This is a genomic window from Bradyrhizobium sp. ISRA442 (assembly GCF_038085055.1).
Lineage (GTDB): Bacteria > Pseudomonadota > Alphaproteobacteria > Rhizobiales > Xanthobacteraceae > Bradyrhizobium.
This window is the reverse complement of sequence record NZ_JALGCN010000018.1, coordinates 72,593-86,539: the sequence shown is the minus strand read 5'-3', so window position 1 is coordinate 86,539 and position 13,947 is coordinate 72,593. Positions and strand designations below refer to the sequence as shown.

12 protein-coding genes are annotated in these 13,947 nt (G+C 64.6%); 6 read left to right on the top strand and 6 right to left on the bottom strand.

Annotation, left to right across the window (positions count from 1 at the left end; genetic code table 11):
- Positions 1-158: 158 nt before the first annotated feature.
- Positions 159-1,718 (bottom strand): winged helix-turn-helix domain-containing protein, encoded by a 1,560-nt coding sequence (locus MTR72_RS29640; protein ID WP_280966972.1) that lies wholly within the window; start codon positions 1,716-1,718, stop codon positions 159-161.
- 571 nt (positions 1,719-2,289) lie between these two features.
- On the opposite strand from MTR72_RS29640, the gene pcaB reads away from it, so the two are divergent.
- The 3 genes from pcaB to MTR72_RS29625 all read left to right on the top strand — a co-directional run bounded on the left by pcaB (position 2,290) and on the right by MTR72_RS29625 (position 5,889).
- Positions 2,290-3,651: a 3-carboxy-cis,cis-muconate cycloisomerase gene (gene pcaB / locus MTR72_RS29635; protein ID WP_280966971.1), complete on the top strand. Its 1,362-nt coding sequence runs from the start codon at positions 2,290-2,292 to the stop codon at positions 3,649-3,651.
- Positions 3,652-3,762: 111 nt separating this feature from the next.
- A complete protein-coding gene (locus MTR72_RS29630; RefSeq protein ID WP_280966970.1) occupies positions 3,763-5,019 on the top strand; it encodes an aminopeptidase in 1,257 nt (418 codons plus the stop codon).
- Between the two features lie 414 nt (positions 5,020-5,433).
- A complete protein-coding gene (locus tag MTR72_RS29625; protein ID WP_280966969.1) occupies positions 5,434-5,889 on the top strand; it encodes a cupin domain-containing protein in 456 nt (151 codons plus the stop codon).
- Between the two features lie 70 nt (positions 5,890-5,959).
- Here MTR72_RS29625 and MTR72_RS29620 read toward each other — a convergent pair whose 3' ends face one another.
- From MTR72_RS29620 to MTR72_RS29600, 5 genes are all read right to left on the bottom strand, one after another.
- Positions 5,960-7,012 (bottom strand): amidohydrolase family protein, encoded by a 1,053-nt coding sequence (locus MTR72_RS29620; protein ID WP_280966968.1) that lies wholly within the window; start codon positions 7,010-7,012, stop codon positions 5,960-5,962.
- 116 nt (positions 7,013-7,128) lie between these two features.
- Positions 7,129-7,650 (bottom strand): hypothetical protein, encoded by a 522-nt coding sequence (locus tag MTR72_RS29615; RefSeq protein WP_341511638.1) that lies wholly within the window; start codon positions 7,648-7,650, stop codon positions 7,129-7,131.
- A 65-nt stretch (positions 7,651-7,715) separates the two neighbouring features.
- A complete protein-coding gene (locus MTR72_RS29610) occupies positions 7,716-8,531 on the bottom strand; it encodes an MBL fold metallo-hydrolase (protein WP_280966966.1) in 816 nt (271 codons plus the stop codon).
- Positions 8,532-8,623: 92 nt separating this feature from the next.
- Positions 8,624-10,147 (bottom strand): permease, encoded by a 1,524-nt coding sequence (locus MTR72_RS29605; protein ID WP_280966965.1) that lies wholly within the window; start codon positions 10,145-10,147, stop codon positions 8,624-8,626.
- On the bottom strand, positions 10,144-10,893 hold the full coding sequence (locus MTR72_RS29600; protein WP_280966964.1) for an ABC transporter ATP-binding protein: 750 nt from the start codon (positions 10,891-10,893) through the stop codon (positions 10,144-10,146). Before MTR72_RS29600 ends, MTR72_RS29605 begins: the two co-directional genes overlap by 4 nt.
- 262 nt (positions 10,894-11,155) lie before the next feature.
- Between MTR72_RS29600 and MTR72_RS29595 the strand changes: the two genes are divergently transcribed.
- The 3 genes from MTR72_RS29595 to MTR72_RS29585 are packed head-to-tail and all read left to right on the top strand — an operon-like array spanning position 11,156 to position 13,943.
- Positions 11,156-12,031, top strand: a complete 876-nt coding sequence (locus tag MTR72_RS29595) for a branched-chain amino acid ABC transporter permease (protein ID WP_280966963.1) — start codon at positions 11,156-11,158, stop codon at positions 12,029-12,031.
- A gap of 5 nt (positions 12,032-12,036) precedes the next feature.
- Positions 12,037-13,188, top strand: coding sequence for a branched-chain amino acid ABC transporter permease (locus tag MTR72_RS29590; protein WP_341511637.1), 1,152 nt, complete (start codon positions 12,037-12,039; stop codon positions 13,186-13,188).
- Positions 13,185-13,943, top strand: coding sequence for an ABC transporter ATP-binding protein (locus MTR72_RS29585; protein ID WP_280966961.1), 759 nt, complete (start codon positions 13,185-13,187; stop codon positions 13,941-13,943). Before MTR72_RS29590 ends, MTR72_RS29585 begins: the two co-directional genes overlap by 4 nt.
- The last annotated feature ends 4 nt before the right edge of the window (positions 13,944-13,947 follow it).

The following is a 13,947-nucleotide window of genomic DNA, read 5'->3' as shown; positions in this document are numbered from 1 at the left end:
AGAAGGTGGCGCGAAGCGCCGGATGAGGGGTCTCTCTCCGCGCACTTGAAAGGGTGACGCCCGGAGAGAGACCCCTCACCCGGCTTCGATGCTTCGCATCGAATCCACCCTCTCCCACAAGGGGAGAGGGTGCACCGTCAGCGGCGGCGGGATCGCTTTCACTTCATCCCCGCGCGCCGGAATCCTTCGAGATAGTGCTTGCGGTCCTCGTCTTTCTGCATCGGGAGTTCGTTCATGATCCAGCCGAGCGAGATATTCGGCTGGGCGCGGCGCAGTCCCTGCAGTGCGGAGGCGGCGAGCTCGCGATTGCCAAGCATGCCGGCTGAGGCGGTGAGCACACGGTGCGCGCCGACGAAATCGCCGCGCTGCCTGAGCGACTCGCGCGCCATTTGCACGGCCTCGTCATAGTTGCGTCCGATGAACTGGGCGTAGGCGGCAACGCCGCAATAGATCGCTGCGAACGGGTCGCGCGGGCTCAGCCGCAGCGCGCGTCGGGCGGCGGCATCGCCCTCCTGCCAGCGGCCGGCATAACACAGCGTGACGCCGTAAAACGCATACGACATCGCGAAATTCGGGTTGAGCTGCAGCGCCAGCTCGAACTCCGCCAGCGCGTCGTCGAAGCGGCGGCGGAACAGGTAGGTGTAGGCAAGGCCGTGATGGGCCCAGGGATCGTCGCGATCTGCCGCAACGGCCGCCAGCGCGGCGTGCTCGGCGACCGGGATGGTTGCCTCCATGTCGGCCCAGCCCATGTGCGCGCCGAAAATGTGGCTGGTCGCGAGCAGACCGAGTGCCTTGCCATAGGCCGGATCGATCGCGCTCGCCTTGGCGAGCAACGTCTGCGCGGCCTCATTGTCCTCGCGCGTGATGCGCCAGTAGTGCGACAGCGCGCGCATCAGGAGGTCCCAGGCGTCCAGGCTGCCCGGCGGCTTCTGCTGCGCGCGAAAGCTTTCGGCGGCATAGAGCTGCGGCTCGATCGCGGCGACGATCGCCTCGGTAATCTCGTCCTGCACGGCGAAGACGTCGGCAAGGCCCCGGTCGTAACGCTCGGCCCAGAGATGGCTGCCGGTCGAGACGTCGTTGAGCTGCGCCGAGATGCGTAAGCGCTCGCCGCTACGCCGTACGCTGCCTTCGACCACGTAGCGCACGCCGAGCTCGCGCGCGATCTCGTGGATGTGCACGGCGCGGCCCTTGTAGACGAAGGACGAGTTGCGCGCGACGACGAAGAACCAGCGCAGCTTCGACAGCGCGGTGATGATGTCCTCGCTGATCCCGTCGGAAAAATAGTCTTGCTCGCGGTCGCCGCTCATGTTGGTGAAAGGCAGCACGGCGATCGCGGGCCGGTCGGGCAGAGCCGGCGCAGCCTGCGTCTGTCCAGGTTCCCGGCCGGGTTCCAACGCAGCAGCCGCGGTCTTCGTCGCGACGTCGCCGACGAAGCGAAAGCCCTTGCGGGCCACGGTGCGGATCAGCGCCTGGCTCGCGCCGTCATCGCCGATCGCCTTGCGGGCCGCGTTGATCCGGCTGGTCAGGGTGGACTCGGAGACGAGGCGTCCGTGCCAAATCTTGTCGATCAGCTCGTCCTTGCTGACGACCCGGTCACGATTTTCCATGAGGTGGACGACGAGGTCGAAAACCTGCGGCTCCACGGAAACGGGAACCTGCTCGCGGCTCAGCTCACGCCGATCGGTGTCGAGAAGGTGGTCCCTGAACACAAACTGCACGTCGAAATCTCTGGCCTCACGACAAAATCAAGAAAATGAAATGTCAAAATGGATTCCGGCTTGAAGTCTGTAAGTCCATTGAACGGCATGGTCGGTTCATCCAATTGCGGGATGCCTGCCATGCCATTTGCGGATAGGGATACAACCTCGAAGGGAATGTGGCGGTTCGGTTCGAATTGTTTGGAGCGATTCGATCAATCGCGCGAGCGTCAGGCTATGTAAATCATCGCAGACAATGCTGCGCTGCTGGAGCAAGCCTACGATGCCGCGGCAGCCCGCCGCACGCTGGGAGTGCCGCTGGCCCGGCGCGAACCGCTACGCACTACGCGGAGAGACTCTGGATTGCTTCGTCGCTTCAGCGCAAAATTGCTGCGCAATTTTGTCGCGAGATCCTCGCAATGACGGCGTTGAGGCAGCGCGAGACACCTCCCCAATGTCGTCCTGGCGAAAGCCGGACGGTAGGAGTACCGAACGACGAGAGTATGCGGCGAACGGCGAATGTCGATTGCCGAACGGCGCGGCCTGCGTAAGCTGAGGCCGTACACAACACACCAACCACGAAGAAGCGCCGATGCCCGCCTTTCCGACCTCCACGACCGTGCTCGATTCCATCCTGTTCCGCGATGCCTTCGGCACGCCGGGGATGCGGGAGGTGTTTTCGGATCTCGCGCTGGTCTCACGCTATGTCGAGGTCGAGGTGGCGCTGGCGAAGGCAGAAGCCAAATGCGGCGTGATTCCGCAAGATGCGGCCGAGGCGATCGCGGCGCGGACCAACGTTGCCGCACTCGATTTCGATCTGTTGCGGCAAGAGACCGACATCGTCGGCTATCCGATCCTGCCGCTGGTGCATCAGATGGTGGAGCAGTGCGGCGATGCCGGCCGCTACGTGCATTGGGGCGCGACCACCCAGGACATCATGGACACCGCTGTGGTCCTGCAACTACGTGCCGCGTTCGAGATCATCGGTCAGGACATCGCCGAATTGCGCGGCATCCTCGCGAATCTGTCAAAACGTTACCGCGATACGCCGATGGCGGGCCGCACCCATCTGCAGCAGGCGCTGCCGGTGACGTTCGGCTACAAGGCTGCGATCTGGCTCGCCATGTTCGATCGCCACGCCGAACGGCTGGCGCAGCTCAAGCCGCGCGTCCTGGTCGGCCAGTTCGCCGGCGCCGCCGGTACGCTGGCCTCGCTCGGAGACAAGGGTTTCGAGGTGCAGGAGGCGCTCTGCGCCGAGCTGAAGCTCGGCGTTCCCGCCTCGACCTGGCACGTCGCCCGCGACGGTTTTGCGGAGGCCGTGAATTTCCTGGCGCTCGTCACCGGCTCGCTCGGCAAGATCGCGCTCGACATCATGATCATGGCCTCGACCGAGTTCGCCGAAGTCTACGAGCCCTTCGTCAAGGGGCGCGGCGCGTCCTCGACCATGCCGCAGAAACGCAACCCGATCTCCTCCGAACTGATGCTCGCCGCCTCCAAGGCGGTGCGCCAGCATGCCGGCCTGATGTTAGATGCAATGGTGCAGGATTTCGAGCGCGCCACCGGTCCCTGGCACGCCGAGTGGATGGCAATCCCGGAAAGCTTCGTGCTGACCGCGGGCGCGTTGCATCAGGCGAAGTTTGCGCTTGCGGGTCTCATCGTGGATGAAAAGAAGATGGATGACAATCTGGCCATCAGCCGCGGCCTGATCGTGGCGGAGGCGGTGATGATGGGACTGGCCCCGCAGATCGGCCGGCAGGAGGCACATGACGTCGTCTATGACGCCTGCCGGCTCGCCAATGAGAAGTGCTTGGGCCTTGCGGATGCGCTCTCGGCCGATCCGCGCATTTCGAGCAGGATCGACCGCGCCGCCATCGAGGCGCTCACCTCACCGAAAAATTACCTTGGCCTCGCGCCGGCCATGGTGGATCGGGTGCTGAAATCGTCAACGCGTTGAAAACCAGGATGCGTGAAACTCCGTATCTTTCAGGGGGCGCAAGACGCTCGCGCTATTGTGCCTCGCGATGCTAGACTTAGATGAGACAGTGACCCTTACAGAGGATTCCGCATGACCGATCACCGCAATTCCGCCACTCCCATCGATCCCGCGAAACTCGACCGGCTGGCCGAGGTGGCGGTGAAGGTGGGCCTGGGCTTGCGGCCGGGACAGGATCTTCTCTTGACGGCGCCGGCGATCGCGCTGCCCCTGGTGCGGCGGATCGCCGTGCACGCCTACAAGGCCGGCGCCGGCATCGTCACGCCGATCCTGTCGGATGAAGAGATGACGCTGGCGCGCTACCGTCATGGCCACGACAACAGCTTCGATCGCGCCGCCGGCTGGCTCTATGAGGGCATGGCCAAGGCGTTCTCCGACAACACCGCGCGGCTCGCCATCGTCGGCGACAATCCGATGCTGCTGTCGGGCGAGGATCCCGCCAAGGTCGCGCGCGCCAGCAAGGCCAATTCGATGGCTTATCAGCCGGCGCTGGAAAAGATCGTCAATTTCGACACCAACTGGAACATCATCGCCTATCCGAGCCCGTCCTGGGCGAAGCAGGTGTTCCCTGGCGACTCCGAGGAGGTCGCGGTCGGCAGACTCGCGGATGCGATCTTCGCCGCCTCCCGCGTCGACCGTGAGGATGCGATCGCGAACTGGGCGAACCACAATGCGGTGCTGCGTGAGCGCACCAACTGGCTCAACGCCAAACGTTTCCGCGCGCTGCAGTATACCGGACCGGGCACCGACCTCACCATCGGCCTTGCCGACGGCCATGAGTGGGAGGGCGGTGCCTCGCTCTCCAAGAACGGTATTAGCTGCAACGCCAACATCCCGACCGAGGAGGTCTTCACCACGCCGCATTGCCGACGGGTCTATGGCCATGTCGTGAGCTCGAAGCCGCTATCCTATCAGGGCACGCTGATCGACAACATCGCGGTGCGCTTCGAGGACGGCAAGATCGTCGACGCCAAGGCCTCGCGCGGCGAGGAGGTACTGAACAAGGTGCTCGACACCGATGAGGGCGCGCGGCGGCTCGGCGAAGTGGCGCTGGTGCCGCACTCCTCGCCGATCTCGCAAAGCGGACTGTTGTTCTTCAACACGCTGTTCGACGAGAACGCGGCCTCCCACATCGCGCTCGGCCAGTGCTATTCGAAGTGCTTCGTCAATGGCGCGCAGCTCACGCCGCAGCAGATCGCGGCGCAGGGCGGCAACCAGAGCCTGATCCATATCGATTGGATGATCGGCTCAGCCGAGACCGACATCGACGGCATTCTTGCCGACGGCAGCAAGGTGCCGGTGTTCCGCAAAGGCGAGTGGGCGAAGTAAGGCGCGGTGAGTTCTGGTTGGATCAGTATGAGCCCAGAGCTCTGATCACCTCTGCCTGCAGGGCATCGCATATGCGACTGCCGTCATGCCCGGGCTTGTCCCGGGCATCCACGTTCTTTGTACTGCAGGGCAAGGCGTGGATGGCCGGGACAAGCCTGGCCATGACGATGCCGAAGCTTCAGCGCCCCAAGCGCCAGCGCGACGCGCATTTTGTCGCACCCCGGAGAAGAAGTGTTCGGATGCACGAATCTGCAGGCAAGTCGGCACGTTAACCGTATCGCACATGCAACTTAGGGCTGATTGTCCGAGCCTGCGTAAGGAAGAATTAAAAGGCCCCTACTAGCGTCTCGGACATCTTTTGAAACATCCGGGCCTGATGACCCACCTAGTATAGTCTATCTCTTGGGGAAGCCGATGTCGCGCGCATTGATCGAAACCAGTAGTTGCAATGTGGATCTTGAGCTGCGGCCGATCGACCCGGCCTGGATCATCGAAGGCAATCCGGTGTCGCGCTCGCACATCCTGTCGACCAGCAGCGACGGCACTGCATCGACCATCATCTGGTCCTGCACCGAAGGGCGCTTCAACTGGTACTACGATTTCGACGAGACGATCATGATCCTGGAAGGATCGATTGTTCTCGAAAGTGACGGCATGCCGCCGAAGCGCTATGGCGTCGGCGACGTGGTGTTCTTCCGCGACGGCGCCCACGCCAAGTGGCATGTCGAGGGCTATGTCAAGAAGATCGCCTTCTGCCGCAAGACCAACCCGGTGCTGATCGGCTTCATGGTCCGCGTCGTCAACAAGCTCAAGCGGATGTTCTTCGCGTCCGGCGAGCGTCGCCCGGCGACGCTGATGAGCGCCGGCTAGTTTCTCCAAGACGCTTCCCAGCGACTGCGACGGAAGAGGGGCCGGGATGAACTCCCGGCCCCTCTTCACGTCATGACGGAAGCTCGAGCCGGTAGAAGTTTGTGGCCGTCTGCGAGAACAGCGCGGTCTTCTCGGCCTCGCTCAGTGGTGCCGCGATACGCTTGAAGGTATTGAAGATCACCTGATAGCTGCACTGGCCCTTGTCGGGCGGAAAGTTGCTCTCGAACATCGCGCGCCCCACGCCAAACGCCTCGATGCAGGTCTCGATATAGGGTCGCCAGGCCGCGGCAAGCTCCTCCGACGAAGGCGGCTTGGGGCGAAGATGGAAGTCATAGCCGAGCAGGCACATCGCGAGCCCGCCGAGCTTGACCACCACATTCTCGCACTTGGCGATCTCGCGGATCGACGTGCGCCATTGCGCAAACACCTCCTCGCGCCGCCCGGCGAATCGGCCGACGCCGGCCGGGCCGCCGCAATGGTCGAGCACGATCCTGGTGTCGGGGAAGGCGCGCGCAAGCTCGGTCAGTTCGCCGATCTGCGGATGAAACAGCCAGGCGTCGAAGCTCAGGCTCAAGGGCGCAAGGCAGGCAAAGCCCTTACGGAAGGTCGCATCCTGCAACAATCCCTTCGGCCGGTTCGCATACATGCCGGCGACGACGGGGTCCGCGTCCCAGGCCGAGGAGTGCCGGATTCCGCGGAAGCGTCCGTTCCCGGCGGCGATCTCCGCCTCCAGCACCGGTCTCGCCGCATCGCCCAGCAGCAGGTTGACGTGGCTGACGATGCCGGCGCAGATCGCGGCCTTGCCATAGCCGCCGCTTGCGCTCATCGCGGCGACGCCGTTCGCGAACTCGACCTCGCCCACGGGCCGGAATGCCTCTGGGCCGTGCGCGCGATACATCGAGCGGCAATCGACATAGACGGTGGCGATGATGTTGTGGCCGGAGGCGATGTCGGCCGCCATCTCCTCGATCAGGTAGCGCTGGCCGCGGTTCCAGAGATGATGATGGGGATCGACGATCGGCCGTAAGGGATCGATGACCTCTTCCTGATGCTGCGCGAGCCAGTCCTCGCGCGGTTCGACGAATAGTCCGCTGGTGTTGGCGGGCAGGCCGCTTGCTGCCATTGGCGTTCGCTTCCCCTTATGATTATTGTACGGGAAGCCTAGCATCTCGTCCGCGCGCACAGCAGCGCGCGCCGCGCAACCCACGTCCGTCATCGCGGGGCATATCGGCGCGGTCGTCAGCCCTTGCGTCGCCGTGCCCTCACGTCGACGTTCAGCCGCCAGTCCGGCGCGGTGGCCGGCTTGACCTCACCGAGCCAGTGGAAGGAATCCTCCGTGATCTCGGTAAAGCTCCAGCGCGTCAGGTCGCCGGTCTCGGTCGTGCCCTCCTGCACGATATCCGGCCCCCGAGGCCGGCCGATCTGCTGGCGGAACACGCTGCGCCCGGGATCGAACCAGGCAATCCGCCAGGCCGTGATGGTTGGATCGTAGACCCGCAAAGTCGTGCCGTACCAGTTGCCCGCGATCGGAAAGGCCGGCGCGCCGGCAGGGCGCGGGATGATCCAGACGTCCTGGACGGCGCGCCCTTCGAGCACCCAGCCGAAATGGATTTCGCCGGGCGCGACGTGCCGGTTGCCATCGGGCGCATGGGCCGTGATCTCGGCGTCCCAGTCGCCGACGAACCGTCCGTAAAGCTGAAGTGCCGCGGCGTGCTCGGGATGCGGTCCGTCCGCGTGCAGAAATCTCGCAAATTCGGTCATGATGATCTCCTGTTGGCGGCAGACCAGCACGAACGGATGGCAGGGGACTTGGAGAAAATTGCGCGTCAGACCCCGTCGAGGATGATCACCGTCGGCGTACCCGGCAGCGCATCGCGCGACATCCGGAAGCTGCGCTCGAGCCGCCGGTCGATCTCGAAATCCCTGCCGATGCGGCGCATGAAGTCGTCGAGCGGGGTGGCGAAGCGGTGCATCGGCAGCACCACGGAGGCGCGCAGGCGCTTGGTGATCTCCGAGATGCCCTCCAGCGACATGGTGTAGGTCCCGTCGATCGGCACCATCACGATGTCGAGCCGGCCGATCTGGGCAAAATGGCTGTCGTCGAGCTTGTGGTGCAGATGGCCGAGATGGCCGATGCAGAGGCCCGCGACTTCGAAGATGAAGATCGAATTGCCGTCGCGGATCATGTCGACGCCGGCATCGTCGCCGAAATAGCGGCGGATGTCGGTCGTGACATTGCGGATGAAGGTGTCGCCGATGCGCTCCGAGATCAGCGCCGGCTTGCCGTCTTCGCCCCAGCCATGCAGCACATGCGGAATGCGCCTGTCGGGAAACAGAGTGTAGTGGGTGCTGTGGGCCCGGTTCATGGTGACGACGTCGGGCAGCCGGCCGACCTGATAGGCGCCGCTATAGTCGGTCGCGATGCGCAAGCCGCCGGGCGTGTCGATGACATAGGTGGAATGGCCGGCATAGGTGATCTCGACCTCGGCCACGTTCGCCGCCTGCCGAAACGCCACCGGCACCGCGCGCGGCGCCGCGTTGGCCATTGCCAGGCACTCGCTGCGCTGCGGCTGCTGTTGCGCGAGGGCAGGGCTGAGGAATGCGCCGAACAGCGCGAGGGCCGCGGAAGCAAGTCGCCACATGAATTCGTCCCCGATGACGCCCGAGGAAGTCTAACGCGCAATGCGGCGCGCGGCCAACAGCGCGCGATCAACAGCGCGTCAGTGTCGCAGCCTCATTCATGCCGCGGGCTGAACTTCCAGGTGATGGCGACGAGGCCCGCGGTGATCAGGCCGCTGATGAGGCCGGCGATCGGAAGCGCAAGGAAGAGCGCGGCGGTGGCGGCCCAGCCGATCGAGGAGAAGGCTTCGGCGAAGGTCGCAAGCCGCGAGGAGGTCTGGCGGCGGCGGAACTGGCTGCGCCGGGCCTGCACCCGGAACCAGAGCTGGATCGCGGTGGCGGAGGCTGCGCTGACGATGATGGCGCCAGCAGTGATCGCGGCCTGGAATAGCGATGCGAAGGCGAGCGCTGCGACCAGCGGGGTGAAGATGACGGCGATCGCGATCAGCACCACCTCGATCTTTGCGCGGATGACGCGCGAGGGTGACAGTGGCGCGGTCGCGACCAGGTCGGGTGCGTCCTCGCCCGAAATCGTCAGCCAGGCGAGCCCGCCCGCGAGCTGTCCGGCCGCCATCACGATCACCGGCGTGATCAGTGTCAGCGCCGCGGAGCTGTCGGAAAAGCTGCGCCAGAGCAGCAGCGCCGGCGGCACCAGATAGAGAAGCTGCATCAAGGTCTGCGAGATCAGCCAGGGATCGCGCCAGAGCAGCAGGAACTCCTTGCGCTGCAGCGCCTGCTGGCGCGATCCGGCGCGGAATGGGCGCTCCTTCGCACGCCGGCGGCCGGCCGCGCCGTAACCGGCGGCGTCGATTGCAGTGTCGGCGAAGCGGTCCGAGAACAGCGCCATGACGCTTCCGAGCAGCACCAGCCCAAGGGCGAGCAGAGACAATAGCGCGGCGCTGTCGCCCATGGTCGCCCGCGCCGGCCACCACAGGATGCTGTCGGCGTCGGGCGCGTAGGCGGCTGCGGCATCGGAGGTCAACATGGTGAAGCGCGACAACGTGCCGTAGGACATGATCGCGGCGATCTGCAGCGCGATCACGAAGCCGGCGCCGATGATGGCCGCCAGGATTTGGGCAATGAGGCGCGTCCGCGCCGGCCCGATCAGGCGGAACAGGAGGATGGTGACGGCGATCGCGATCGCCGCGGCCGACAGGCCCATGGCGATGACCACCCCGAACGCCGTAAGCCACCGCGCGCCGCCGCCGATCACCAGCACGTCGATGAAAGGCGTCGAGAACAGCAGCGCCATCGCCGTGATCGCCAGCGCGATCGCGGCGATGCGCACCGAGAACAGGTTGGTCAGCATCGCCGGCGACGACATGATGAGGTCGAGGTCGGCGCGGGCATAAAACACCCGCGTCACCGATTCGATCGCCTGCGACAGCATCAACGTCCAGGCCAGCCCGATCGTCGCCGTGATCACGATCAGCGACGATTTGTCGAGCGGCAATTGCAGCCCGGCAAAGCGGCCGATCACCGCCCAGGCCGGCAGGTGCAGCAGCGCGGCGAAGGCGATCAGGCCGATCACGGCGGCGCGCCTGCGCTTGCGTCCGCCCGTCATCATCGCGACCCATTCGCGCCAGGCGAGCCGGAGCTCGTGACGCGCGAACCAGGAGAGCGCCGTCGCCGAGCTCATGCGGCGGCCTGGAGCGTCACCAGCGCGATGAAGAGATCCTCGAGGCTGGTGTCGGCATGGCCGTTCTGCCGGCGCAGGTCGGCAAGCGTGCCCTCGGCGACCAGGCGGCCCGACGCGATCACGCCGATGCGGTCGGCCATGCGCTCGGCGACCTCGAGAATATGCGTGGTCATGATCACGGTGCAGCCGGCGCGGACGCGCTCGCTCAACAGTCCTTTGACGTGACGGGCGGAGACCGCATCCAACCCGGTGAGCGGCTCGTCGAGGATGATGAGGCGGGGATCGTGCACCAGCGCGCCGGCGAGCGCGACCTTCTGGCGCATGCCCTTGGAAAAACCCTCGCAGCGCTCGTGCCGGTGCGGCGCGAGGCCGAGCGAGCTCAACAGCTCCTGCGCCACCGGCTCCGAGACGCGCGGCGGGATGCCCCAGAGGCCGGCGACGAATTCGAGATATTCGAGCGGCGTCAGCTTGTCATAGATCATCGGCTCGTCGGACACCCACGCCATCACCTGCTTGGCGGCGACGGGATTTTCGAGCGCATCGATGCCGAAGATCGACACGGCGCCGGCATCGGGCCTGAGCAGGCCGGCAACCATGCGCAGGGTGGTGGTCTTGCCGGCGCCGTTGGGGCCGACCAGTGCGTAGAATTCGCCGGCATGGATGGTGAGATCGAGGCCATCGACCGCCAAACGGTCAAAACGCTTCGTTAACCCTCGGACCTCGAGTGCCGCGTTGTCCGGCTTCATGACGGCCACACCATCCGGTTTCGCATTGCCCGTGACCATGCCCCCAAGATGTTTCGGCACCGTGAATCTACGGCAGCAAATTCCGCCATCCGGCATCGACCAAAGGCAAGTCACCGTTTATTGACAGCGATGGACGGTTCAGGCTGAATTGGCGCCGGGACAAATAGCGCTAGCGCGGCGAAACGACTGCGTAGCGACTGGACACAAGATGCGGCGAGGCGGTCAAAAAGAACCGCCGGTTGCGTCGGGAGGACGTACGGCGATGCTGGACTTCGTTCAGCAGCTTGTCAGCGGCGTCGCGCTCGGCTGCGTCTACGGCCTGATCGCGCTCGGCTTCGTGCTCGTCTACAAGGCCACCGAGGTCGTCAATTTCGCCCAGGGCGATCTGATGATGCTGGGCGGCTTCTTCGCCTTCACCTTCATCGGCATGATGGGCCTGAACTACTGGCTCGGCTTCGCCGGCGCGGTCGCCGCCATGGCGCTGTTCGGCATGCTGGCCGAGCGCGTGGTGGTGCGGCCGATTCTGGGCTATCCGCAATTCTCCATCATCATGGCGACCATCGGCCTCGGCTATTTCCTGCGCTCGGTTGCGGGCATGATCTGGGGCACCGACGATTTCAAGATCGACACCCCGTTCAGCCAGGGCGTGCTGCGGATCGGCTCGCTGGTGCTCGCCTATGACAAGCTCTCGGTGATCGCCGCCACGATCATCCTCTGCACGCTCCTCTATTTGTTCTTCAACAAGACGACGCTCGGCACCGCAATGCGCGCGAGCTCCGAGAACATGCTGGCCGCCTACTACATGGGCATCCCGGTCAAGCGCGTCGTGTCGATCGTCTGGGCGATCAGCGCCGCGGTCGCGACCTGCGCCGGCGTGCTGCTGGCGCCGATCACCTTTATCCACTCCAATGTCGGCCTCGTGCTCGGGCTGAAGGCCTTTCCTGCGGCCGTGCTCGGCGGCTTCGGCTCGATTCCCGGCGCCGTCGTCGGCGGTGTGCTGATCGGGGTGATCGAGAGCATGGCCGGCTTCTATCTGCCCGAGGGCTGGAAGGACGTTGCGCCCTACATCGTGCTGCTCGCCGTGCTGCTGCTCAAGCCCGAAGGCCTGTTCGGCCTTCACGTCCGCAAGAAGGTCTGAACGCCATGCGCTTCCTGTTCAAGACCGATTATGAGGACGACATCCGCCTGTTTCCGCATTCGGGCTATGTGGTCTCATATGGCCTCTTGATCGCTGTGCTGCTGATCGCGCCTTACGTGCTCTCCAGCTATTTGATGAGCCAGCTCGTCTTCGTCTGCATCTATGCGACCGTCGGAGTTGCGCTGTTGATCCTGACCGGCTTCACCGGGCAGGCCTCGCTTGGCCATGCCGCATTCCTTGCGATTGGCGCCTACACCGCGGCTTACCTGCAGAAATACAACGTGCCGTTCCCGGTCTATTTCCTCGCCGCCGGGCTTCTGACCGGCCTCATCGGCGCGCTGGTCGGCTTCCCGGCGCTGCGGCTCCAGGGCATCTATCTCGTCATCGCCACCATTTCCTTCGCCTTCATCGTCGAAGAGATCCTGGCGCGCTGGGAAAGCGTCACCAACGGCAATGAGGGCATGCGCATCAAGACGCTGTCGCTGCTCGGCGTCGCGGTGCCGCGCGACAGCCCGACCTTCTATTTCCTCTGCCTCGCCGTGCTGGTGCTGACCATCGTCGGCACGCTCAATCTGTTGCGCTCGCCGACCGGCCGCGCCTTCGTCGCGATCCGCGACTCCGAGACGGCGGCGCGCAGCATGGGTGTCAATGTCGCGCTGTACAAGGTGAAGTCCTTTGCGATCTCGGCGGCGATCACCGGATTTGCCGGCGTGCTGTTCGCGCACAAGCTCTCCTTCATCTTGCCGGAGATGTTCACGCTCCAGCTCTCGATCGAGTTCATTATCGTGATCCTGATCGGCGGCACCTTCAGCCTGCACGGCGCGGTGCTGGGTGCGATCTTCATCGTGATGCTCGATCCGTTCCTGACCTACCTCAAGGACGACATGCCCGGCATCATCGCCGGTGTCGCCGCGACGCTCGGGGCGGGCACGGAGACTGCCGGAAACATCCAGTCGAAGGTCGCGGCCTTCGCCTCGCTGAACGGGTTGAAGGGCGCGATCTACGGCATCATCATCGTGCTGTTCGTGCTGTTCGAACCGCTCGGTCTGTACGGCCGCTGGCTCAAGATCAAGCTCTTCTTCCAGCTCTTCCCGCTCTACAAGCGCGCCACCTTCAAGCGGCAGAAGATCTACGTGAAATCGGAGCGGAACCGGTGAGCTATTTCCGCGCCGAGAATCTGTCGCTGCACTTCGGCGGCCTGAAAGCGGTCGATGCGGTGTCGTTCGCGGTCGAGAAGGGCGAGATCCTTTCGATCATCGGACCGAACGGCGCCGGCAAGAGCTCGATCTTCAACCTGATCTCGCGGATCTACCGGCCGACCTCGGGCCGCATCTTCTTCGAGGACCAGGACATCACCGAGCAGCCGCCTTACGACATCGCAAAACTCGGCATTGCCCGCACCTTCCAGAACATCGAGCTGTTCGAGAACGCGACCGTGCTCTCCAACCTCCTGGTCGGGCGGCACCGGCATTCGACCACGCGGCTCTGGCAGGAGCTCCTGTTCCTGCCGAGCGTCCGGGCCAATGAGAAGGTGCATCGCCGCCGCGTCGAGCAGGTCATCGAGTTCCTCGATCTCGAGCCCTATCGCGACAAACTGATCTCAGGCCTGCCCTACGGCGTGCGCAAGGTGATCGAGCTTGCGCGCGCGCTGTGCTCGGAGCCGAAGCTGATCCTCTTGGATGAGCCGTCCTCCGGCCTCAACGTCGAGGAGACCGACGACATGTCGTTCTGGATCCGCGACATGAAGAGCGAGCTCGGCATCACCGTGCTGATGGTCGAGCATGACATGACGCTGGTCAACCGCGTCTCCGATCGCGTGATCGCGCTGAACTACGGCCGGGTGCTCGCCATGGGTTCGCCGGCCGAGGTGCAGCAGCATCCCGACGTCGTCGCCGCCTATCTTGGAGCCTGACGCG

Coding starts and splice junctions, on each gene's coding strand:
- pcaB (WP_280966971.1), top strand. CDS start 2,290: ATGCCCGCCTTTCCGACCTCCACGACCGTGCTCGATTCCATCCTGTTC.
- MTR72_RS29630 (WP_280966970.1), top strand. CDS start 3,763: ATGACCGATCACCGCAATTCCGCCACTCCCATCGATCCCGCGAAACTC.
- MTR72_RS29625 (WP_280966969.1), top strand. CDS start 5,434: ATGTCGCGCGCATTGATCGAAACCAGTAGTTGCAATGTGGATCTTGAG.
- MTR72_RS29620 (WP_280966968.1), bottom strand. CDS start 7,012: ATGGCAGCAAGCGGCCTGCCCGCCAACACCAGCGGACTATTCGTCGAA.
- MTR72_RS29615 (WP_341511638.1), bottom strand. CDS start 7,650: ATGACCGAATTTGCGAGATTTCTGCACGCGGACGGACCGCATCCCGAG.
- MTR72_RS29610 (WP_280966966.1), bottom strand. CDS start 8,531: ATGTGGCGACTTGCTTCCGCGGCCCTCGCGCTGTTCGGCGCATTCCTC.
- MTR72_RS29605 (WP_280966965.1), bottom strand. CDS start 10,147: ATGAGCTCGGCGACGGCGCTCTCCTGGTTCGCGCGTCACGAGCTCCGG.
- MTR72_RS29600 (WP_280966964.1), bottom strand. CDS start 10,893: ATGAAGCCGGACAACGCGGCACTCGAGGTCCGAGGGTTAACGAAGCGT.
- MTR72_RS29595 (WP_280966963.1), top strand. CDS start 11,156: ATGCTGGACTTCGTTCAGCAGCTTGTCAGCGGCGTCGCGCTCGGCTGC.
- MTR72_RS29590 (WP_341511637.1), top strand. CDS start 12,037: ATGCGCTTCCTGTTCAAGACCGATTATGAGGACGACATCCGCCTGTTT.